Here is a 20,761-nt window from a genome sequence, read left to right as displayed (position 1 = left end):
CCTAGACTCCCGTCCGTACAGATCGTCGAACGGGGCGCATCACAGCGTGCGCGACGGGGCGCGCGCCGGGCGCAACGAGGTCAGGGAGTGAGGGGCTGACGTGCCGGAACCGACCGTTGTCACGGCAACCGGGGCCGTCGTCGCGGCGGGCTACTTCCAGTCGTACTCGGTCGTCGGACTGCTCGTCGTCGTCGGCGTGCTCTTCGTCGCCGTCGCCTTCGGAGCGGGCCGACTGCTGCGGCCGGTGGTCCCGACCCCCGAGAAACTCCTGACGTACGAGTGCGGCGTCGACCCCGTCGGCGAGGGCTGGGCCCACACCCAGGTCCGCTACTACGTCTACGCCTTCCTCTACGTCATCTTCGCCGTCGACTCGATCTTCCTCTTCCCCTGGGCGACCGTCTTCGCCGCGCCCGGCTACGGCGCGGCCACCCTCGTGGAGATGTTCATCTTCCTCGGCTTCCTGGCCGTGGGCCTGCTGTACGCATACAAGAAGGGCGTCCTGACATGGACGTGACCCCCTCGGACGTGACCCCCTCGACGACCTCCGAGCAGGCGCCGCTGCCCGAGCCTGTGCTGCTTCCCGAGCCCGTGCTGCTTCCCGAGCCGGTGCTGATTCCCGAGCCGAAGCGTCTCGGCGTGCTCTCCCGGCTGGCTCCGGAGCCGATGAAGGTGGTCCTGAACTGGGGCCGCCGCTACTCGCTCTGGGTCTTCAACTTCGGCCTCGCCTGCTGCGCGATCGAGTTCATCGCCGCCTCGATGGCTCGGCACGACTTCATCCGGCTCGGCGTGATCCCGTTCGCACCGGGTCCGCGCCAGGCCGACCTGATGGTCGTCTCCGGCACGGTCACGGACAAGATGGCCCCGGCCGTCAAGCGCCTCTACGAGCAGATGCCCGAGCCGAAGTACGTCATCTCCTTCGGCGCATGCTCCAACTGCGGCGGCCCCTACTGGGACTCCTACTCCGTCACCAAGGGCGTCGACCAGATCATCCCGGTGGACGTCTACGTCCCCGGGTGCCCGCCCCGCCCCGAGGCGCTGCTCCAGGGCATCCTCAAGCTCCAGGAGAAGATCGCCCGGGAGTCGCTGGGGGAGCGCTACAGCTCCTCGCCCCGTCCGTCGGCCGCCGCCCTCCAGAGCGACCTGGTGCGTCCGCCCGCCGTGGGGGAGGACCGATGACCGTCGGCTGGCTCCCCGCCCCCGTCGAGGAACTCTTCGGCCCGGATGCCACGGCCGAGGAGTCGTACGAGGTCCTGACGGTCGACGTACCGCCGACTGCCTGGCTCCCCGCCCTGGAGACCGCGCGCGACTCGCTGGGCTGCACCTACTTCGACTGGCTGAGCGCCGTCGACGAACCCGGCACGGGCTTCCGCGTCGCCGCGCACGTGGTGGCCCTGTCTCCCGTGCGCCGCCTCCTCGTCCGTACGACCGTCCCGCACTCGGCACCCGTCCTGGCGACGGCGGTCTCCGTGTACGCCGGCGCCGGCTGGCACGAGCGCGAGACCCACGAGATGTTCGGCGTCACCTTCGAGGGCCACCCGGGCCTCGACCCCCTTCTTCTCCCCGAGGGCTTCGAAGGCCACCCCCTCCGCAAGGACTTCGTCCTCGCCGCCCGCGTCGCCAAGGCCTGGCCCGGGGCGAAGGAGCCGGGGGAGTCCGATCACGGTGGCCCCAAGCGCCGCCAGATGCTTCCGCCCGGCGTCCCCGACCCCAACGAATGGGGTCCCCTGAAGGGCCAGCTCCCTCCGGCCCCGGCCCGCCCGGCGCGCGGAGCGGCGCGCGCCGCCGGTGACCGCCCGGTGCGGCGGGCCCGCACGGCGGGCGAGGGCTCGGCAAGCCAGGCCACCACCACCGGCGGCGGCACGGGGGCCGATCCCGCCGCCGGTGCCACCACGGCAACCACTGCTGCCGCTGCCGGTGCGCAGGCCCCGACGTCTCCTCGCCGGGCGCGCAGCGCCAGCCAGGGCTCGGCCAGCCAGCAGGCCGAGGCCCCGGCCGCCGACCAGCAGGCGACCACAACAGCCCCCGGCGCCCCAGAGACCGCCGAGCCGACGCCTCCCGCCGGCCCCCGCCGTACGCGCAGCGCGAGCCAGGGCTCGGCGACACAAAGGACACAGGCCACCGAGCCGCCCGCTGCCGCCGTACCAGCAAGGCCCGCGGCGCCGCGCAGCTCCGATGCCCCTTGGCACCACGCCCGCCCTGCGTTCGACGATCAGGAGCAGGAGCCGAAGCGCGAGCAGGAAACGAAGCAGGAGCAGGAGCCGAAGCGCGAGCAGGAACCGAAGCCGAAGCAGGAGTCCAGTTCGGAGTCGGAGCCGGGGGCCACCCCGGAGCCCGCAGCCGCCCAGAGTCCCGCCCCCGAGGTCACAGCGAAACCCCCGGCATCCCCCGATTCGGACTCCGACTCGGACCCCGGCTCCACCCCCACCCCCGAAGACCCCACCCCCGAAGACTCCACCCCCAGAAACCCAACCGGAGGCACGCAGTGAACGACGCTCTCGACGTCGCCCTACGCCTCCTCGTCGTCTTCGTGGTGTTCCTGACGTTCCCCCTGATCGTCGGTCAGACCGAGCACAAGGTGATGGCCCACATGCAGGGCCGCCTCGGCCCGATGTACGCCGGCGGCTTCCACGGCTGGGCCCAACTCGTCGCGGACGGCGTGAAGTTCGCCCAGAAGGAAGACATCGTTCCCGCGGGTGCGGACCGCCGTATCTTCCAGCTCGCCCCCGCCGTCGCCCTCCTCCCGTACCTTCTCGTCCTCCTCGCCATCCCGATCGGCCCGGGCGAGGGCGCCGTCGGCCAGGTCGTCGACGCGGGCATCTTCTTCGTTCTCGCCGTGATGGGCGTGGGCGTCCTCGGCTCGCTCATGGCGGGCTGGGCCTCGGCCAACAAGTTCTCCCTTCTCGGCGGCCTGCGCACCGCCGCCCAGCTCCTCGCGTACGAACTCCCGATGCTGCTGACCGCCGCCTCCGTCGCGATGGCGGCCGGCACGGTCTCCCTGCCCGGCATCGTCGCCGCCTTCGAGTGGTGGTGGGTGCCCTGGCAGATCGTCGGCGCGATCGTCTTCTTCGTGGCGGGCCTCGCCGAACTCCAGCGCCCGCCCTTCGACATGCCCGTCGCCGACTCGGAGATCATCTTCGGCGCGTACACCGAGTACACCGGCCTGCGCTTCGCGCTCTTCCTCCTCGCCGAGTACGCCGGAATCGTCGTCCTGTGCGGTCTGACCACCGTCCTCTTCCTGGGCGGCTGGCACGGCCCGTGGGGTGCCGACGGCCTCGGCTGGGTCTGGACCCTCCTGAAGACGGCCCTCCTCGCCTTCGTCGTGATCTGGCTGCGCGTCACCTACCCACGCCTGCGCGAGGACCAGCTCCAGAAACTCTCCTGGACCCTCCTCGTTCCCCTCTCTCTCGCCCAGATCGCCCTCACCGGCATCGTCAAGGTGGTGATCTCGTAACCATGGCCGAGCCTCTCCCGCCCACCCGTCCCCGCATTCCTGGCTCCGGACTCGCCAAGGGCCTGGCCGTCACCCTCCGCACGATGACGAAGAAGACCGTCACCGCGCAGTACCCGGACGCCCAGCCCGAACTCCCGCCCCGCTCCCGCGGCGTCATCGGCCTGTTCGAGGAGAACTGCACGGTCTGCATGCTGTGCGCCCGCGAGTGCCCTGACTGGTGCATCTACATCGACTCCCACAAGGAGACGGTCCCGCCGGCAGCCCCCGGTGGCCGCGAGCGCAGCCGCAACGTCCTCGACCGTTTCGCCATCGACTTCTCCCTGTGCATGTACTGCGGTATCTGCATCGAGGTCTGTCCTTTCGACGCGCTGTTCTGGTCTCCGGAGTTCGAGTACGCGGAGACCGATATCCACGAACTCACCCACGAGCGCGACAAGCTCCGCGAGTGGATGTGGACGGTTCCGGCCCCACCCGCCCTCGACCCCGGCGCCGAGGAACCGAAGGAACTGGCCGCCGCCCGCAAAACAGCCGACAAGCTCGCCGCCGAGGCAGCCACGGCAGCCGAGGCGGCCGAGGCGGCCGAACTCGCGGCGCAGACAGCCGACCAGGCTGTCCAGCCCGAACCCCCGGCCAGGGACACGCCTACGACCACGGGCACGACCACGGACCCGCCCACGGACCCGACCACAGGCACGCCCACGGACCCGACCACGGGCACGCCCGAGCCCTCCAAGCCCTCCGACCCGCAGGACGGTGCGTCGTGAGCCTCGCAGCAGCCACGGCCGCCGCGGCGCGGGCCACGACCACCACCGCCGAAAGCCACGGCTTCCTCTCCCCGACGGGCGTCGAGATCGCCTTCCTCCTCGTCGGCCTGGTCACCTTCGGCGCGGCGATCGTCACCGTCACCACCAAGCAGCTGGTGCACGCCGCCCTGTGGCTGGTGATGACGCTCGGCGGCCTCGCCGTCGAGTACCTCCTGCTCACGGCCGAGTTCATCGCCTGGGTGCAGGTCCTCATCTACGTGGGTTCCGTCGTCGTCCTCCTTCTGTTCGGTCTGATGCTCACCAAGGCGCCGATCGGCCGCTCCCCGGACGCCGACTCCGGCAACCGCTGGGCCGCCCTCACCGTGGCCGTCGCCGCGGCCGCAGCCCTTGTCTGGGTGGTCGTGGACGCCTTCCGCACCACCTGGGTCGACCTGAAGGGCCCCGCCGCCGGCTCCACCGAGGTCACCGGAGCGAGCCTCTTCCAGAACTGGGTCCTCCCCTTCGAAGCCCTCTCCGTCCTCCTCCTCGCCGCCCTGGTCGGCGCGATCGTCCTCTCCCGCAAGGCGAAGGCGGACGCGACCACCCCCGCGGACGCGACCACCCCCGCGGGCACCGCCACCCCCGCGGGTGCCCAGAGCCGCCGGAGCGAGAAGGAAGGGACCCGCTGATGCACCTCGCCTATCCCGCCGTGCTCTCCGCCCTCCTCTTCTGCACGGGCCTGTACGGAGTCCTCGCGCGCCGCAACGCGATCCTGGTCCTGATGTCCGTCGAGCTCATGCTCAACGCCGTCAACCTGAACCTCGTCGCCTTCGACGTCTGGCTCTCCAGGACCGCCCGCGACACGCTCCACTCCGGCCAGGCCCTGACCCTGTTCACCATCGCCATCGCGGCCGCCGAGATCGGCATCGGCCTGGCGATCGTCCTCGCCGTCTACCGGGGCCGCGGCACCTCGGACATCGACAAACTCCGCGACACCGCCGAGGGCCCCGCCCCGGACGGCTCCCACGGCGACGGCACCGAAGAAGCCCCCGTCACGGGAGACGAGAAGGCTGAGGCCACCGCGTGACCACGACCACCCTCGCCGTCCTCGTCCCCCTCCTTCCGTTCCTGGGCGCTGCGGCCGGACTCCTCCTCGGCCGCACGGCCCCCGGCTACGTCCGCCCCCTCGCGGTACTCCCGTCCCTCACCTCGCTCGTCCTCGCCGTACTGGTCGCCGTGCGCCAGGACGGCGGCCAGGCCATCAACGCGGCCACCGAACTGACGCCCACCGGCTCGGTCCCGATCGAACTCTCCCTGCACATCGACGGCTTCGCCGCTCTCGTCGCCGTACTCGTCGGCGTCGTCGCCTCCTGCGTGCAGATCTACTCGACGGGCTACCTGCGCAACGACCCGCGCTGCCCCTCGTACGCCGCTCTCATCTCCCTCTTCACCTCCGCGATGCTGCTCGTCGTCTACTCCGGCGACCTGATCGTGCTCCTGGTCGGCTGGGAGGTCATGGGCATCTGCTCGTACTTCCTGGTCGGCCACTACTGGGAGACCCCCGAGGCCCGCGCCGCCTCGATCAAGGCCTTCCTGGTCACCAAACTCGGCGACGTCCCTTTCCTCATCGGTCTGTTCGCCCTTGGCACCGACGCCGGGTCCTTCCGCATCACCACGGTCCTCGGCACCGTCGCGAGCGGCGGACTGCACCATCCGACGCTGGTCGCCCTGCTGCTCCTCGCCGGCGTGGCGGGTAAGTCGGCGCTGTTCCCGCTGCACACCTGGCTGCCCGACGCGATGGCGGGTCCGACACCCGTCTCCGCCCTGATCCACGCCGCGACGATGGTCGCCGCCGGTATCTACTTCGTCGCCCGGCTCCTCCCCGTCTTCCAGGCCTCCTCGGCCGCGATGGTGGTCCTCGCCGTCATGGCCGCCGTCACGATGGCGGGCTCGGCACTCGCCGCACTCGCCCAGGACGACATCAAGCGTGTCCTCGCGTACTCGACGATCGGCCAGCTCGGCTACATGGCCGGCGCCCTCGCCGTCGGCGACCGCGGTGCCGCCGTCTTCCACCTCCTGTCCCACGGCGCCTTCAAGGCGCTGCTGTTCCTCGCCGCCGGCGTGATCATCCACGCCTCCGGCACCAACTCGCTGGCCGTCATGTCCCGCATGACAGGCCTGCGATCCCGCGTCCCCGACGCCTACTGGACGATGACCGTCGCGCTGCTCGCGCTCGCCGCGATCCCGCCGTTCAGCGGCTTCTTCTCCAAGGAGGCCGTCCTCGGCGCGGCCGAGCACGTCGCCACCGGCCACACCGAGCACGCCCCCGGCTCCGCGGGCTGGATCGTCCTCATCGCCGGTCTGGTCACCGCCGTACTCACCGCCGCGTACGCGACCCGGCTGTGGCTGCTGGCCTTCCACGGCCGGGGCGTCGAGGCCCGCGACCACGGCAAGGAACCGCGCAGCATGACGGTCGTGCTGTGGGTGCTCGCCGTCCCGTCCCTCGCCTTCGGGCTCGCGTACGGCGCGCTGCCCGACTGGTTCGACGGCCGGGACCTGACACCGGTCCTCACCACCTCCGTCCTCGGCACGGGGCTCGCCCTGGTCGGCGGGATCGTCACCTACGGCGCCTGGCGGCACACCACCGCGCTGGCTCCCCGCGTGCCGATGGGCGCGGTCGTGGCCCACCCCGACGCCGAGCCCGCGCGGGTCGAGGCGGAGGCGATCGCCAGCCACGCACCCACGTTCGGAGACGTGGCCTACGCCCCCGACCCGGCGGACCCCGGACGGCTGCTGCTCGGCCCGCTGCACCGGCACGCGGCCGTCGGCTTCCACCTCGACGCCGTGTACAACGTGCTGTTCGTCCGCCCCGTCCAGGCCGGAGCCACACTCGTCCGGTTCCTCGACCGTGAGGTCGTCGAGACCTACGTACGCGGTGCCGCCGCCCTACCCCGCCTGCTCGGCGCCGCCGTACGGCGCGCGCAGACCGGCAATGTGCAGACCTATGTGAGCGCGCTGCTCGCCGGCACCGTCGTCCTGGTGGTCGCCGCCCTCCTAGTCGCCACGGGAGCGTGAGCAGGCGTGATCGATATCAGTGAATCCGTGATGCAGATTCTTCTCGCGTTGATCGTCGTCGGGCCGCTCATCGGGGCCGCCGCCGCTCTCCTGCCCGCGCCGCCCGGACTGAAGGGAAAGTCGCCGGACCAGGCCGTGCTGCGGCACGGCGTGATCGTCACCGGCGTGGTGCTCATCGCCGCGATCGTCCTCGCGCTCGGCTTCGACCACGACACCCCGGCCAAGGCACAGCAGATGCAGGCCACGACGGACATCAGCTGGATCCCCGCACTCGACGTGCGGATCCACCTCGGCATCGACGGCATTTCCCTCCCCCTTCTGGTCCTGACCGCGCTGCTGACCTTCCTCTGCGCGCTCTACAGCTACTTCAAGATGCCCGCGGGGCCGACCCCGAAGGCCTTCGTCGCACTGCTGCTCGTCCTCGAGGCCGGCACCCTCGCGACCTTCGCCGTCCTCGATCTGCTGCTGTTCTTCCTCGCGTTCGAGATGGTGCTCATCCCGATGTACTTCCTCATCGCCCGGTGGGGCGGTGCGCAGCGCCAGGCCGCGGCCTGGAAGTTCATCCTCTTCACGCTGCTCGGTTCGGTCGTCATGCTGCTGGGCCTGCTCCTGATCGGAATCAAGGCGGGCACATTCGACATGGTGGCACTCGCCACTGACAACGGCCGGTCGCTGACCACATCCGTGCAGGTCATCGCCGTTTTGGCGATCGGAATCGGGCTCGCGGTCAAGACGCCGATGTGGCCGCTGCACAGCTGGCTGCCGGACGCCCACACTGCCGCGCCCACAGTCGGCTCGGTCCTGCTGGCCGGTGTGCTGCTGAAGATGGGTACGTACGGTTTCGTCCGTATTCTGTTGCCGATCGCGCCGGACGGCATGCACACCTTCGCCCCCTACCTCGCCGCCTTCGCCGTGGTCGGGATCATCTACGGATCCCTGGCCTGCCTGGCCCTCGCGAAACGGGGCGCGAAGGGCGATCTCAAGCGGCTCATCGCGTACTCGTCCGTCGGCCACATGGGATTCGTCCTGCTCGGCATCGCGACGATGACCCCGACCGGCGTGAACGGCGCGCTGTTCGCCAACATCGCCCACGGCCTCATCACCGGGCTCCTCTTCTTCCTCGTCGGGGCGCTGAAGGACCGCACAGGCACCACCGACCTCGACACCCTCGCCGAGGAGACCGGCGCCGCGCTCTACGGCAAGGCTCCACGTCTCGGCGGCCTCCTCGCCTTCGCCGCCGTCGCCTCGCTCGGGCTCCCGGGCCTCGCCGGCTTCTGGGGCGAGATGCTGGCCCTGTTCGGCGCGTTCAAACCCGCCGCCGACCTCAGCCGCCCCGCGTATCTGACGTTCATGGCGATCGCCGCCTTCGGCACGCTGCTCACGGCCGCGTACATGCTCGCCGTCGTACGCCGCGTGTGCATGGGCGAGACCCCGCGGCAGGAGGCGCCGAAGTTCGCCGACGTCCAGAGCTACGAGTTCGCGGCCTGGACGCCGCTCGTCGCCCTCACCGTCGTCGCCGGCCTCTGGCCCAAGGCTCTCCTCGGCCTGACCGACCCGGCCGTACAGCAGCTCCTCGCAGGAGGCACCCGATGAGCTCCCTGGTCCAGTCCGTCGACTGGCTCGCGATCGCGCCGCCCACCCTCACCGCAGTCGTCGGACTCGTCGTGCTCGTCGCCGACCTCTTCATCGGAGAGGAGAAGAAGGCGGTACTCGGCTGGGTGTCGGTGGCGGGGCTCGCCGCGTCCGCGCTCATGCTGCTGCCCCTCCTGGACGGCGACCGCGCCACCTTCTGTCTGACGGGCGACGCGCACGCCTGTAGCTACACGGCGGATCGCTTCACCCTCGTCATCCAGTTCCTGGTTCTCGGCGGCGCGCTCCTGGCGGCACTGCTGTCGGTCACGGCCCTGAAGGACGCCAACAAGGAACTCCCCGAAGGGGAGTTCTGGTTCCTGCTGCTCTCCTCGGCCGCGGGCGCCGCCCTGCTGCCTGCCTCCCGCGACCTCGCCACGCTCATCGTCGCCCTCGAAGTCGCCTCACTGCCGGCCTTCGCACTCGTCGGCATCAAACGCGGCGACAAGAAGTCCTCCGAGGCGGCCCTGAAGTTCTTCCTGTCCTCCGTCACCGCGACCGCCGTGAGCCTCATGGGCGTCAGCTTCGTCTACGCGACGACCGGCACCCTCTACCTCACCCAGATCGCGGACAAGATCCAGCACGTCGACGGACAGTTCCACACCCTCGCCCAGGCGGGCGTCGTCCTCACCCTCGTCGGCTTCGCCTTCAAGACGGCCGCCGTGCCTTTCCACTTCTGGGTGCCCGACACCTACGTAGGGGCGCCCTTGCCGATCGCCGCCTACTTGTCGGTCGTCGGCAAGGCGGTCGGCTTCTCCGGCCTGATCCTCGTCACCGTCGTCGCCCTCCCGTCGTACGCGGACGTCTGGGGCCCCGCGCTCGCCGCGCTGGCCGCCCTCACCATGACCGTCGGCAACGTCGGCGCCCTGCGCCAGCAGGCCACGCGCGCGTACAGCGCGGTCCGCCTGCTCGCCTGGTCCTCCGTCGGCCAGGCCGGCTACCTCCTGGTCCCGATCGCCTCCGCCGGCTACTCCAAGGACGCCGACAAGGCCGTCGGCTCCACCGTCGCGTACGCCCTGATGTACGCGGCCGTGAACCTCGGCGCCTTCGCCGTGGCCGCCCTGGTCGCCCGTACGAGCCCCCTGAACCGCATCAGCGACTACCGGGGGCTGTACGCGTCGCGCCCCCTCTCGGCCCTCCTCCTCGGCTTCTTCCTGCTGTGCCTCGCGGGGCTGCCGCCGGGCATCATCGGCCTCTTCGCGAAGGTCACCGTCTTCTCGGCGGCCGTCGACGCAGGGCTCGGCTGGCTGGCCGTGATCATGGCCGTCAACGTCGTGATCGCGCTCTTCTACTACCTCCAGTGGACGACCCTGCTCTTCCGTGCCCCCGAGGGCGAGCCCGAGAAACACCGCGTTCCGGCCCCACTGACCGCCGCGATCGCACTGACGGCAGTCCTGGGCATCGCTCTGTCCGGAGCACCCCAGCTCGTCCTGCGCTTCTCGGCCACCGGCCTGTTCTGACACCGTCACCCGCACGGCCTACGCGCGCCACCGCCCGCACAAGGGAACTAGTGCTCCCCGCCTGGCGTTGACCAGTACGGGAGGGTCCACTGAAGAGTGGACGCAAGGCATCAGCAAGCAAAGGGTTCCCCTGCCGCACCACTTGGAGGGCGTACCGTGCACCGCCGGCACAACGGGCTCAGGACCGCCGTACTCCTCGGGGGACTGTCCGCACTCATCATCGTCATCGGCAGCTTCTTCGGGCGTACCGGCCTCGTCGTCGCGCTGTTCATCGCGATCGGGACGAACGCGTACGCGTACTGGAACAGCGACAAACTGGCTCTACGCGCGATGCGCGCGCGCCCGGTGAGCGAGTTCGAGGCCCCGGCCCTGTACCGCATCGTCCGGGAGCTCTCGACCCAGGCCCGCCAGCCCATGCCGCGCCTGTACATCTCACCGACGGAAGCGCCGAACGCGTTCGCGACGGGGCGCAACCCGCGCAACGCGGCGGTGTGCTGCACCGAAGGAATCCTGCGCATCCTGGACGAACGCGAGCTGCGCGGCGTCATCGGCCACGAGCTCAGCCATGTCTATAACCGCGACATCCTGATCTCGTCGGTCGCGGGCGCTCTCGCCTCCGTGATCATGTTCCTGGTGAATTTCGCCTGGCTGATCCCAGTTGGCCGTTCGAACGACGACGAGGGTCCCGGCATCCTCGGCATGCTGCTGATCATGATCCTGGGTCCGCTCGCCGCGTCCCTCATCCAGCTGGCCATCAGCCGCTCCAGGGAGTACGAGGCGGACGCGTCCGGCGCCCAGCTCACCGGCGACCCCCTCGCCCTCGCCAGTGCCCTGCGCAAGCTCGACGCGGGCACCAAACAACTGCCGTTGCCCCCCGAGCCGCGCATCGAGACCGCGAGCCACATGATGATCGCCAACCCCTTCCGCCCGGGCCAGGGAATGTCGAAGATGTTCTCCACGCACCCGCCGATGGCGGAGCGCATCGCCCGGCTCGAGCAGATGGCAGGTCGCCAGCAATGAAGACAATCCTGAACGTCATTTGGCTCGTCCTGAGCGGCTTCTGGCTGTTCCTCGGCTACTTGGCCGCCGGCGTGCTGCTGTGCATCACCATCATCGGCATCCCCTTTGGCATCGCGGCCTTCCGTATCGGCGTCTACGCCCTGTGGCCCTTCGGCTATACGACGGTGGAGCGCCGCGACGCGGGCGCACCCTCCTGCGTCGGCAACGTCCTGTGGCTGGTCCTCGCGGGCTGGTGGCTCGCCCTCGCCCACATCGTGACCGGCATCCTCCTGTGCATCACGATCATCGGCATCCCGTTCGGCATCGCCAACTTCAAGCTCATCCCGGTCTCGTTGCTCCCGCTGGGCCGCGAAATCGTCCGCACGGACGAGCCGTTCGCCACGCGCTGACGAGGCGGCGCGGGGGTGCAGAATCCGAAGTACGCCGTGGCGGCGTACAGCAACAGGGGCGTCGGCGAGTCGATATGGGCCCTGTGCAAGGACGCCACTGACGAGCTCTACGCCGATCCGCTCCCTCCGCCGCGCGTCCGGTACGAACTCCTCGGCTGCGCACCCCGGGGCGAGCTGGCCGGGGCCATGGAGCGGGCCCGCATCACGGGCTCCGCTCCGTTGGGCTGCCTAGTGGTGCGGACCCTCGACGCCACACACACCCCGGTCGGGGAGGAATGGCCACTGGAGTACGCAAGGGTCCTCGGTGACCGCCCGTGCCCGCTCGACCCGACGCTGCGCGACATCACCGTCGAAGTGTCGGCGGTCCCGGACACCCAGGCCGAATACCCCCAGCGGCCGTTACCTTCCACGGGACACCGACTCCTGGGCGCGGACGGCGAAGCGTGGGGCCACTGCAGGGACCTCGGCCAAGTCCCCGTCGAATTCATCGAACCGGCCGAGCCGCCGGTGCGCCTGCTCGGCTGCTCCCCGCGCGGATCCCTGCGCGACGCGCTCGAAGCGGGCGACGAGGACCTGGGGCATGCTCGCGTGCTGCGCCTCAACCGGGTCGGCCGGACGGTCGCCTCCGTACTCGAAGGCGAGATCGTCGCGTGGATCCCCTCCGCGCACGGCCGGGGCCTGGTCGATCTCACCCTCGACCCCTGGTCGCGGCGGCTTCCCACAGCGGCCCGGGAGGCCTGGGACGTGTGGTGGCACGAACGCCAGTCCGAGCCGAACAGCTGGGTCCGATGCAGCCCACAGGGGCGCGAGTTCTGGCTCGACCGAGCCCGGGAAAGAACGAACCCGTACGGGCCCGACCCAGAGCCCGGCTCCATCCGTCACCTCGACGGCCGCCACGTCACCGACGCGCCGGCCTTCCACTGCGCGCTGGGCGAGGCGGTGAACGGCCCCGGCGGTTACTTCGGCCACGACCTGGGCACCGTCGCCGACCGCCTGCGAGGCGGCTACGGCGCCGAGCCGCCCTTCACCCTCGTCTGGCACGACGCCGACGTCGCCCGCACCTGCCTCGGCGTGACACCGTGCCGAGACCGCAGACCCCCGACATTCGAGGAACTGCTCGCCTTCCTCACCGAGAACGGCGTCGACGTACGTATCGCCTGATGGGTTATCCACAGGCCGCCCGATTGTCAGTGCCGCGCTGCATCATGAACCCATGACCGAAATCGAGCAGTTGCTGGCACGGGTCGGTACGGAGGCCCGCAACACCCGCCCGTGGGGCTGGCCTTCGCTCCCCGAGCCCGTGGACGCGGCGGCGATCGCCCGCGCCGAAGCCGTCCTGGGGTTCACCCTGCCGCCACTGCTCGCCGCGCTCTACCTGCGGATAGGGGATGGCGGCTTCGGTCCGGAGTACGGCCTGTTGCCGCTGCTCGACGGTCCCCCGTCAGGCGAGCCCGCCGCCGTCCCGCAGTACCTCGCCCACCGGGAGAGCGGCCGCCAGGACCCCGACTGGCCCTGGCCGGAGGGCGTCCTGCCGATATCCCACTGGGGCTGCGGGATGTACGCGTGCGTGGACTGCCGCAGCCCCCGGGGCACGGTCCTGCTCTTCGAGCCGAACGCCGACGAGGCCGACCACGCCTGGTACGTGGACGCACCCGACCTGGAGGCGTGGCTGGGCACCTGGCTGGAGGGCTCCGGCTGGTACGAGGAGTCCAACGACGACACGGACTTGGCCCCCTGGCCCGACTTCCGCATACGCACGGCGACGGCACAGACCTCGTAGCGACCCGCCCACCACCGAGGCCCCGCCGATGGCTACCGCGAGGCCGCCCACACCCTCACGCCGTAGGCCGCCGCCCCCACACCCAGCACAGCCGCGCCCACGACCACCGAATCCGCCGGCAGCGCGAACGCCAGGGTCACACATCCGACGAGTCCCACCACCGGCACCACCCGCGCCGCCGGAGCGGGACTCAGCGTCCAGGCCGACGCGTTGGCCACGGCGTAGTACGCCAGTACACCGAAGGAGGAGAACCCGATCGCGCCCCGCACGTCCACCGTCGCGGCCAGCGCGGCGACCACCGCGCCCACGGCCAGCTCCGCCCGGTGCGGCACCTGGAAACGCGGATGTACGGCGGCCAGGGCGCCCGGCAGATGACCGTCGCGGGCCATGGCCAGCGTCGTCCGTGAGACGCCCAGGATCAGGGCGAGGAGCGAGCCGAGCGCGGCCACGGTCGCACCCACCCGCACCACCGGCACGAGCCCCGGCACACCGGCCGCCCGAACCGCGTCGGCCAGTGGCGCCGAGGCGCGCCCGAGCCCGTCCGGCCCCAGCACCGAAAGGACCGCCACCGCGACCGCCGCGTACACGACGAGCGCGACACCCAGAGCCGTCGGGATCGCGCGGGGAATGGTGCGCGCCGGATCCCGTACCTCCTCACCGAGCGTCGCGATCCGCGCGTACCCGGCGAACGCGAAGAACAGCAGCCCCGCCGCCTGGAGCACCCCGCCCGCGCCACCGGAGACCCCGACGTTCAGCCGCCCGGCGTCGGAGGCGTCCGAACCGAGACACACGACCACCACGGAAGCGAGGACCGCGAGGACCACCGAAACGATCACCCGGGTCAGCCAGGCGGACTTCTGCATGCCGCCGTAGTTCACCGCCGTGAGCACCACCACGGCACCGACCGCCACAGCGTGCGCCTGCCCCGGCCAGATGTACGCGCCCACGGTGAGCGCCATCGCCGCACAGGAGGCCGTCTTCCCGACGACGAACGACCAGCCCGCCAGATACCCCCAGAAGGCGCCGAGACGCTCACGCCCGTACACATATGTGCCACCGGAGGCGGGATACAGAGCGGCCAGCCGTGCGGAGGACATCGCATTGCAGTAAGCGACCACGGCCGCGACCGCGAGCCCGAGGAGCAGACCGGACCCGGCCGCCCGTGCCGCGGGGCCCAGCGCCGCGAAGATCCCGGCACCCACCATCGACCCGAGCCCGATGACCACGGCGTCCCCGACGCCCAGGGTGCGCCGCAACTCGGATCCGGACTGTGTCATGGGCGGCACCCTACTGATCGCTGCAACCGACCGCCGCCGACGAGGCGTCCTTGCCGACGACGCGCCAGGAACACCAGCACGACACCGGCTGCTCGAACTCGAAGGCATGACACAGCAGGTCCGGAGCAGGATCACAGCACAGGGACAGCGCGGAGAGGCAGGTTCAGGGCATGGGCATCATCAGCTGGATCATTCTGGGACTGTTGGCCGGGGCCATCGCCAAATTCCTGCTGCCGGGCCGTGACCCGGGCGGCTTCATCGGCACGACCGTCATCGGCATCGCGGGCGCCTTCATCGGCGGCTGGATCTCCGCGCGGTGGCTGGACCACCCGATCGCCAAGCAGTTCTACGACGGGGCCACGTGGGCCGCCGCGATCGGCGGCTCGCTCGTCCTGCTCATCCTCTACCGCATCCTGTTCGGCGACTCGCGCCGTTGAGTGCGCGCCCCGAGGCCGCAGCCAGCAGGTGAGAAGGGTGGGCACCTCCGGGGGCCCACCCTTCCGCGTACGCGCAACTTCGCTCGTACGCGCAATGAACCGCCAGCCGAAGCCGGTTGACGGCCGACGGCCGACGGCTACCGGTAGTTCACATACTGCAGCGCGAAGTCGAAGTCCTTGCCCTTGAGCAGCGCCTGCACGGCCTGCAGGTCGTCACGGCTCTTGGAGCTGACGCGCAGCTCGTCGCCCTGCACCTGCGCCTTCACGCCCTTCGGGCCCTCGTCGCGAATGATCTTTGCCACCTTCTTCGCGTTCTCCTGGGAGATGCCCTCCTCGATGGACGCGAAGATCTTGTACTCCTTGCCGGAGAGCTGGGGCTCGCCCGCGTCCAGCGCCTTCAGCGAGATACCGCGCTTGACCAGCTTGGTCTCGAACACATCGAGGATGGCCTTGACCCGCTCCTCGGAGTTCGCCTCCATCAGGATCTTCTCGCCGGACCAGGAGATGGAGGCGCCCACGTTCTTGAAGTCGTAGCGCTGCGAGATCTCCTTGGCGGCCTGGTTGAGGGCGTTGTCGACCTCCTGCCGCTCGACCTTCGAGACGATGTCGAAACTGGAGTCGGCCATGTCCTGTGGCTCCTTGTATCGGGGTGCGTAGGGGCGGCCGTCGAACCCGGCGTAGGTCCCCGGCCGCATCCGCATAAGCCTAGCCACCCCCTCCCCTCCAAGCGCAGATCAATCGGGTGGCGAAGCACCCCCGAGCATCAGGTATCGTTTACGTCGTTGCCAGGGAGCACCGCCGAAAAGCGGTCCTCAAGGCAGCAACCCCGGCGGTGTGCCCGAGCGGCCAAAGGGAGCAGACTGTAAATCTGCCGGCTCAGCCTTCCCAGGTTCGAATCCTGGCGCCGCCACATGAAGGTAGACCCCCTCCGATCTGCGGAAACGTAGATCGGAGGGGGTCTCTTCGTTATCGAACGCGATCTTTCGATCAGAATCGAAATGGGGTGACTTGTCTCACCCCGTCTGGCCCGGATCCCACTCCTGATCAGCCTGTTCGTCCCCCAGGCATCCCCCGGGGGACGGGCTGACGGTCACTCCGGCTCGTTCCACTCGCGCAGGGCAGCTTCTATACGCCGGTTGGCTTGCCCCTGGGTCTGCGCGAGCACCTTCGCGTAGACCCTGAACAGCACCGCGATCGTGTGACCTGCCCGCCGGGCGCATTCCATCGGGTTTACGCCGGAGCTCGGCCAGAAGGAGACCCCGGCGTGACGCAGGTCGTAGGGCCGCCGTGCGAGCGGGGAGGCGGCCTCAGCCTCGGTGAGCACCTTTTCCCGAGCCTTTACCCAGACCTCTCCGTACCCGGTTTCTTGCCGCGGGCCCCCGAGGCAGGTCCGAAATGGCCGCAGGTCAGTCATCCCATACCGGCGGACGTAAATCCGGCAGGCAGGGGCGGCTCTTGCGACCCGTCGTGGTACGAGTCGGCGTGGGTTCAGATCCCACACCCACCGTCAGGTGGACGGCCTCTGACCGGGTGAAACAGTCAGAGGCCGGGGTGTTGTCCGAGCAGGATTCCCCTACTGCTCGTAAGGGTTGAAGCACTTGAGCGCGGCCCAGCCGTAGATGACCTTGTGGTCCTTGCGCACCACCTTGCCGTAGATCCAGGCCTTGTCCACCTTGATGTCCTTGTAGCCCTTGTAGTCCACCTTCGTGCCGTTCATGAGGTCGCCCTTGTAAGCGACGCCAGTGATCTTCGCGCTGGTGTTGGAGTTCGCTCGTATGTTGACCGAGCTGCACGTGGCCTTCAGCTTCCAAGTGGAAGCCGCCGACGCGGACTCGGCGCTCAGGCCGAGCGCCCCTATCGCGAGGGCGGAAGCGCTCAGAACCGCCACCAGTGATTTCTTCAGCATTGCCGTGCTCCTTATCGACTATCGGCGCCGACTGTCCACAGCAGGCACAGCCGACTGTGTCCGGCTGTCCGCGTGGACAGACGCGACTGTCTAGTAAACCCCCGCGAGCAGGCCGGATTTCGACAGGTTGTCGACGATCCTTCGATAGATCGTCAACGGCCTGACTCCTGCTTCGCTCGGTCAGGTCCCGTGACAGCAAACGTAGTTGGCGATGGGTACGCGTTATGCGGGCGGGGTCTCAGGGGCGGCGGCCCGTCATCCGCGCCGCCGCGGCGATCGTCGAGTGGGCCTCGCGGAAGGGGGCGGCAGCGTCTGGGGCTGGGGAGGAAACTCAAGAGTCGTTTCCGTGTTTGCCGGACGGTCGCTCGTTGAAAGGGCCCCTAACGTCGGCTGGGGTTAGCGGCCGACTCCGAGACGCGGGATTCTGGTGATACGCCGGCCGCGGAGCTTCGAACAAATGTGGGCTGGAGCGCCTCTCACGCTTCGTGAAGCCCACCTCAGGCTCATACGGCCATCAGCGCGACGGGTACCCGTCGCGTCTTCCGGAAGGAGGCCGGGCGATGAATGTCCCTTCGTACCGTGACCGTAGAAGTGCGACAGCACCACCGCGGCTCCCCGGCCGGGCCACGACCGCACGCAGACTGAGCACCGCTGCCGCTGTGGCGGCGGTGCTTCTGGCGGGCTGTGGCACGGACACCCCCAAGGCGTCCCCGCACTCCAGTGGCCCCGACGTGTCCCTCGCCCCGCCCGTCACGCGTTCCCCCTCCTCTTCGTCCCTCGCTCCGGCCCTCACCACCGCCGCCACCGCGTGCACCAACAGCACGAAGCTGGCCGGGTGGTCGAACCGCCGGCTGGCCATGCTGACCATCGCCGTCCCGGTGTCGGAGACCTCGGTGTCCGGCGTCACCTCCGAGGTGAGCGCGGGTGCAGGCGGTGTGCTTCTGTTCGGCAGCAAGGCGCCGTCCGACCTCGGCTCGCGGCTGACCGCCCTGAAGTCCCACGTACCCGGGCACCTGGGCCTGCTGGTGATGACCGACGAGGAGGGCGGCGGCATCCAGCGCATGTCGAACCTGGTCGGGTCCCTGCCCTGGCCCGCGTACATGGGCGCGCACTGGACCCCGGCCCAGATCCAGCAGAACGTCACCAAGGTCGCCACCAAGATGGCGGCCGCCCAGGTGAACATGGACCTCGCGCCGGTGGTCGACGTCGACGGCAGGAACGTGGCCCCCAGCCGGACCAACCCCGACGGATGGCGGTCCTTCAGCGGCAACACCTCGGTGGTCTCCAAGGCCGGTGTCGCGTACATGAACGGGTTGCGCGCCGGAGGCGTGATACCCGTCGTCAAGCACTTCCCGGGCCTTGGCGGATCCAGCTACAACTCCGACTTCGGCCCCGCCCGCACCCTGCCCTGGTCCACCCTGCAAAAGGTGGGCATCCCGCCGTTCACAGCGGCCATCAAGGCCGGTGCCCCGGCCATCATGGTCTCCAACAACATCGTGCCGGGCCTGGGCACCAATCCGGCGAGCCTGTCACCCACCGCCATCAGCTCCGAGCTGCGGGGCAAGCTGGGATTCAAGGGGCTGGTGGTCACCGACTCGCTCAGCGCGAAGGCGATCTCCGCCGCCGGCTTCAGCATCCCCGCCGCCGCCGTCCAGGCCCTGCGCTCTGGTGCCGACATGGTCATGTTCGACCTGGGGGGCAACGTCAGCTCCCAGACGTCCTCGATCGCCTCGGCGATCACCAATGCGGTGGGCGGCGGACACCTCGCCCGCAGCCGCCTCATCGACGCGGCAGGGCACGTTCTGGCCGTCCGGCACGTGAATCTCTGCTCCTGAGCGCGAGTGGATGCAGCCTTTGCCCATTCAGGGCTCCTGAGTGCGAATGGACGCAGCCCTTGCCCGGTCGGGCCGGCCACGCCTCTCAACACCCGTAGGTCAGGGGCCGGCCCCGCACGGTCTGCGAATCCGCCGGCTCAGCCTTCCCAGGTTCGAATCCTGGCACTGCCCGGCGTGCCCCAATGGGGTACCGCCGGTCATTGGCGCCGAGCGCCTGCCTCGGCCACGGCCTCTGAGCGCGTGCCTCGCCCCGGGCGCGGCGTTCAGCGGCCGGTGAAGCGAGTGCCACCGGTACGCATGCGTTGCTCCGCCATCAGCCTTGACGTGATCGCGCCACAGCCCTACTGTCGCGACACCAAGTGTTCATGTTGACATATGAAGTTCATGTACGTGAACATTGCTGAGAAATACGCGCGCCCGCCAACCGAGCCCACCGAGCCGACAGGAAGGCACCCCCCCATGCGCATGCGTACGCTGCTCACCTCCCTGGCCACCGCCACCGCCGTCACCGGCGGCCTGGCCCTTGTGGCTCCCGCCGCGCCGGCCAGTGCACTTTCCGCCGCCGCGGGCGTGGCCGGCGCATCCAGCGGCCAGCGCGGTACCAACGTCGTTTCCTCGCCCATGGCGGACCCGTCCGTCGCACCCGGTGGGAATTTCGACCTGTCGGTGTGGCAGCTTCAGGAGCCGGTGGGCTCCCCCGGCTCACCGACGACGATCCCGTCCTCCCGGCTTCAGGGGGCCAACGGGTTCCAGGACTCGTACTTCTACACGGACACCCGTGACGGCGCGATGACCTTCTGGGCGCCGGAGAAGGGCGTCACCACACCGAACTCGAACTACGCCCGCTCCGAACTGCGGGAGATGAACCGCAACGGCACCGCCGCCGACTGGTCGCTCAGCGGCACGCACCAAATGAAGGCGACGCTGCGGGTCGTGTCCGTCACATCGAACGTCTGCGTAGGACAGATCCACCTCGGCACAGGAGGCTCGTCCACCAAACCGCTGCTGGAGCTGTACTACCGGTCGAGCGGTGACATCGTCCTCGGCACGGAGAACTCGCCTTCCGGAGGTCAGACACTGCACACCGTCGGCCACATATCGGTCGGCAAGACATGGAACTACACGATCGCAGTCTCGGGCGGACACACCATCGACCTGACGGTCAACGGGAGCACCACGCACTACGCCATCCCGTCGTCGTTCGACGCCTACAAGCAGTACTTCAAGGCCGGCTCGTACAACCAGTCGTCCTCCGACAGCACCACCAAGGGCGCTCGGGTCGCCTTCTACGGCCTCACCGTCTCCCACAGTTGAGCGCAACGTTTCCGCAGGTCACGGGGCTAGATCATGCTGACACGCCATCGCCGTGAGGCCATGGGTTCGGGCGGCGTCGGGACCTGCCGCACCGCCTTTTGCAGCCGGGGCCGAGGCCGGGGTCGGGTGCTGTCGGTGCGGCTGCCGCCCGCCGGGCAGACTGATCTCATGTCATCGCGTCGTAGGAACTGCCCCGAGTGCCGTCGGGAGATCGCCATCGTCGCGGGACGGTTCGCCCGGCATGATCCGCCTGGTGTGCGGGGGAGCGGGGAGCTGGTCTCGTGTCCCGGGTCGCGTCGGCCGGCGCAGCTGGGGGCGGCCCAGCCGACGTTGGACGGGTACTCCGTGCCCGACTTTCCCGGGCAGCTTCCGTTGTTCTGATGTTCTGAGCAGGCCGACGGATGGCCCGGTCCGGTCCGGCACGCTCCGGCCCGGCCCGGCCCGG

General features: G+C 69.8%; 22 protein-coding genes and 1 tRNA gene. 19 read left to right on the top strand and 4 right to left on the bottom strand.

Translation table 11 applies throughout. The features are described from left to right. Window positions 1-100 precede the first annotated feature (100 nt). The 14 genes from ACFVWD_RS01265 to ACFVWD_RS01200 all read left to right on the top strand — a co-directional run bounded on the left by ACFVWD_RS01265 (window position 101) and on the right by ACFVWD_RS01200 (window position 13,547). On the top strand, window positions 101-514 hold the full coding sequence (locus tag ACFVWD_RS01265; protein WP_075028564.1) for an NADH-quinone oxidoreductase subunit A: 414 nt from the start codon (window positions 101-103) through the stop codon (window positions 512-514). Further along, complete coding sequence (locus tag ACFVWD_RS01260) at window positions 505-1,176, top strand: NADH-quinone oxidoreductase subunit B (RefSeq protein WP_389593170.1); 672 nt, start codon at window positions 505-507, stop codon at window positions 1,174-1,176. Before ACFVWD_RS01265 ends, ACFVWD_RS01260 begins: the two co-directional genes overlap by 10 nt. Beyond that, complete coding sequence (locus ACFVWD_RS01255) at window positions 1,173-2,486, top strand: NADH-quinone oxidoreductase subunit C (RefSeq protein ID WP_389593168.1); 1,314 nt, start codon at window positions 1,173-1,175, stop codon at window positions 2,484-2,486. Before ACFVWD_RS01260 ends, ACFVWD_RS01255 begins: the two co-directional genes overlap by 4 nt. Further along, on the top strand, window positions 2,483-3,451 hold the full coding sequence (locus ACFVWD_RS01250; protein WP_099942838.1) for a complex I subunit 1 family protein: 969 nt from the start codon (window positions 2,483-2,485) through the stop codon (window positions 3,449-3,451). Before ACFVWD_RS01255 ends, ACFVWD_RS01250 begins: the two co-directional genes overlap by 4 nt. Window positions 3,452-3,453: 2 nt before the next feature. Then, window positions 3,454-4,215: a NuoI/complex I 23 kDa subunit family protein gene (locus ACFVWD_RS01245; RefSeq protein WP_389593166.1), complete on the top strand. Its 762-nt coding sequence runs from the start codon at window positions 3,454-3,456 to the stop codon at window positions 4,213-4,215. Next, window positions 4,212-4,883: an NADH-quinone oxidoreductase subunit J gene (locus tag ACFVWD_RS01240; protein ID WP_389593164.1), complete on the top strand. Its 672-nt coding sequence runs from the start codon at window positions 4,212-4,214 to the stop codon at window positions 4,881-4,883. Before ACFVWD_RS01245 ends, ACFVWD_RS01240 begins: the two co-directional genes overlap by 4 nt. Next, window positions 4,883-5,281, top strand: a complete 399-nt coding sequence (gene nuoK / locus ACFVWD_RS01235; protein WP_054228323.1) for an NADH-quinone oxidoreductase subunit NuoK — start codon at window positions 4,883-4,885, stop codon at window positions 5,279-5,281. The genes ACFVWD_RS01240 and nuoK overlap by 1 nt, the downstream gene beginning before the upstream one ends. Further along, complete coding sequence (locus tag ACFVWD_RS01230; protein ID WP_389593163.1) at window positions 5,278-7,269, top strand: NADH-quinone oxidoreductase subunit L; 1,992 nt, start codon at window positions 5,278-5,280, stop codon at window positions 7,267-7,269. Before nuoK ends, ACFVWD_RS01230 begins: the two co-directional genes overlap by 4 nt. 6 nt (window positions 7,270-7,275) lie before the next feature. Beyond that, a complete protein-coding gene (locus tag ACFVWD_RS01225; protein WP_389593162.1) occupies window positions 7,276-8,862 on the top strand; it encodes an NADH-quinone oxidoreductase subunit M in 1,587 nt (528 codons plus the stop codon). Beyond that, window positions 8,859-10,358 carry an NADH-quinone oxidoreductase subunit N gene (locus ACFVWD_RS01220; RefSeq protein WP_389593160.1) on the top strand — a complete coding sequence of 500 codons (1,500 nt, stop codon included), beginning with the start codon at window positions 8,859-8,861 and terminating at the stop codon, window positions 10,356-10,358. Before ACFVWD_RS01225 ends, ACFVWD_RS01220 begins: the two co-directional genes overlap by 4 nt. 156 nt (window positions 10,359-10,514) lie before the next feature. After that, window positions 10,515-11,378 (top strand): zinc metalloprotease HtpX, encoded by an 864-nt coding sequence (gene htpX / locus ACFVWD_RS01215; protein ID WP_060901518.1) that lies wholly within the window; start codon window positions 10,515-10,517, stop codon window positions 11,376-11,378. Then, entirely contained in the window at window positions 11,375-11,767 is a 393-nt protein-coding gene (locus tag ACFVWD_RS01210; RefSeq protein WP_054228318.1) for a YccF domain-containing protein, read from the top strand. The genes htpX and ACFVWD_RS01210 overlap by 4 nt, the downstream gene beginning before the upstream one ends. A gap of 15 nt (window positions 11,768-11,782) precedes the next feature. Further along, window positions 11,783-12,928, top strand: coding sequence for a barstar family protein (locus tag ACFVWD_RS01205; protein WP_389593158.1), 1,146 nt, complete (start codon window positions 11,783-11,785; stop codon window positions 12,926-12,928). Window positions 12,929-12,980: 52 nt separating this feature from the next. Continuing rightward, on the top strand, window positions 12,981-13,547 hold the full coding sequence (locus ACFVWD_RS01200) for an SMI1/KNR4 family protein (RefSeq protein WP_389593156.1): 567 nt from the start codon (window positions 12,981-12,983) through the stop codon (window positions 13,545-13,547). Window positions 13,548-13,579: 32 nt separating this feature from the next. Here ACFVWD_RS01200 and ACFVWD_RS01195 read toward each other — a convergent pair whose 3' ends face one another. Continuing rightward, entirely contained in the window at window positions 13,580-14,824 is a 1,245-nt protein-coding gene (locus tag ACFVWD_RS01195; RefSeq protein ID WP_389593154.1) for an APC family permease, read from the bottom strand. 170 nt (window positions 14,825-14,994) lie between these two features. On the opposite strand from ACFVWD_RS01195, the gene ACFVWD_RS01190 reads away from it, so the two are divergent. Then, window positions 14,995-15,261, top strand: a complete 267-nt coding sequence (locus ACFVWD_RS01190; protein ID WP_054228314.1) for a GlsB/YeaQ/YmgE family stress response membrane protein — start codon at window positions 14,995-14,997, stop codon at window positions 15,259-15,261. A gap of 137 nt (window positions 15,262-15,398) precedes the next feature. Here the strand turns inward: ACFVWD_RS01190 and ACFVWD_RS01185 are convergent, their stop codons facing one another. Continuing rightward, window positions 15,399-15,887 (bottom strand): YajQ family cyclic di-GMP-binding protein, encoded by a 489-nt coding sequence (locus tag ACFVWD_RS01185; protein ID WP_101403673.1) that lies wholly within the window; start codon window positions 15,885-15,887, stop codon window positions 15,399-15,401. Window positions 15,888-16,089: 202 nt separating this feature from the next. On the opposite strand from ACFVWD_RS01185, the gene ACFVWD_RS01180 reads away from it, so the two are divergent. Continuing rightward, window positions 16,090-16,171 (top strand) — tRNA-Tyr (locus tag ACFVWD_RS01180). 180 nt (window positions 16,172-16,351) lie between these two features. Here ACFVWD_RS01180 and ACFVWD_RS01175 read toward each other — a convergent pair. Continuing rightward, complete coding sequence (locus ACFVWD_RS01175) at window positions 16,352-16,585, bottom strand: hypothetical protein (RefSeq protein WP_389593152.1); 234 nt, start codon at window positions 16,583-16,585, stop codon at window positions 16,352-16,354. A gap of 249 nt (window positions 16,586-16,834) precedes the next feature. Then, window positions 16,835-17,167 (bottom strand): hypothetical protein, encoded by a 333-nt coding sequence (locus tag ACFVWD_RS01170; RefSeq protein ID WP_168494580.1) that lies wholly within the window; start codon window positions 17,165-17,167, stop codon window positions 16,835-16,837. A gap of 659 nt (window positions 17,168-17,826) precedes the next feature. Here ACFVWD_RS01170 and ACFVWD_RS01165 point away from each other — a divergent pair. The 3 genes from ACFVWD_RS01165 to ACFVWD_RS01155 all read left to right on the top strand — a co-directional run bounded on the left by ACFVWD_RS01165 (window position 17,827) and on the right by ACFVWD_RS01155 (window position 20,697). Next, the gene (locus tag ACFVWD_RS01165; RefSeq protein WP_389593151.1) at window positions 17,827-19,002 is read left to right on the top strand and encodes a glycoside hydrolase family 3 N-terminal domain-containing protein; all 1,176 of its coding nucleotides are present in this window, start codon (window positions 17,827-17,829) and stop codon (window positions 19,000-19,002) included. 459 nt (window positions 19,003-19,461) lie between these two features. Next, entirely contained in the window at window positions 19,462-20,316 is an 855-nt protein-coding gene (locus ACFVWD_RS01160; RefSeq protein ID WP_389593149.1) for a polysaccharide lyase family 7 protein, read from the top strand. Window positions 20,317-20,484: 168 nt separating this feature from the next. Next, entirely contained in the window at window positions 20,485-20,697 is a 213-nt protein-coding gene (locus ACFVWD_RS01155) for a hypothetical protein (protein WP_168494586.1), read from the top strand. Window positions 20,698-20,761: the final 64 nt, after the last annotated feature.

This window comes from Streptomyces sp. NPDC058086 (assembly GCF_042885015.1).
Taxonomy (GTDB): Bacteria; Actinomycetota; Actinomycetes; order Streptomycetales; family Streptomycetaceae; genus Streptomyces.
Note: the sequence above shows the minus strand (reverse complement) of the source record. Positions and strands in the feature narration are given on the sequence as shown.

Coding starts and splice junctions, on each gene's coding strand:
- ACFVWD_RS01260 (WP_389593170.1), top strand. CDS start 505: ATGGACGTGACCCCCTCGGACGTGACCCCCTCGACGACCTCCGAGCAG.
- ACFVWD_RS01255 (WP_389593168.1), top strand. CDS start 1,173: ATGACCGTCGGCTGGCTCCCCGCCCCCGTCGAGGAACTCTTCGGCCCG.
- ACFVWD_RS01245 (WP_389593166.1), top strand. CDS start 3,454: ATGGCCGAGCCTCTCCCGCCCACCCGTCCCCGCATTCCTGGCTCCGGA.
- nuoK (WP_054228323.1), top strand. CDS start 4,883: ATGCACCTCGCCTATCCCGCCGTGCTCTCCGCCCTCCTCTTCTGCACG.
- ACFVWD_RS01220 (WP_389593160.1), top strand. CDS start 8,859: ATGAGCTCCCTGGTCCAGTCCGTCGACTGGCTCGCGATCGCGCCGCCC.
- ACFVWD_RS01210 (WP_054228318.1), top strand. CDS start 11,375: ATGAAGACAATCCTGAACGTCATTTGGCTCGTCCTGAGCGGCTTCTGG.
- ACFVWD_RS01200 (WP_389593156.1), top strand. CDS start 12,981: ATGACCGAAATCGAGCAGTTGCTGGCACGGGTCGGTACGGAGGCCCGC.
- ACFVWD_RS01195 (WP_389593154.1), bottom strand. CDS start 14,824: ATGACACAGTCCGGATCCGAGTTGCGGCGCACCCTGGGCGTCGGGGAC.
- ACFVWD_RS01190 (WP_054228314.1), top strand. CDS start 14,995: ATGGGCATCATCAGCTGGATCATTCTGGGACTGTTGGCCGGGGCCATC.
- ACFVWD_RS01185 (WP_101403673.1), bottom strand. CDS start 15,887: ATGGCCGACTCCAGTTTCGACATCGTCTCGAAGGTCGAGCGGCAGGAG.
- ACFVWD_RS01170 (WP_168494580.1), bottom strand. CDS start 17,167: ATGCTGAAGAAATCACTGGTGGCGGTTCTGAGCGCTTCCGCCCTCGCG.
- ACFVWD_RS01160 (WP_389593149.1), top strand. CDS start 19,462: ATGCGCATGCGTACGCTGCTCACCTCCCTGGCCACCGCCACCGCCGTC.
- ACFVWD_RS01155 (WP_168494586.1), top strand. CDS start 20,485: ATGTCATCGCGTCGTAGGAACTGCCCCGAGTGCCGTCGGGAGATCGCC.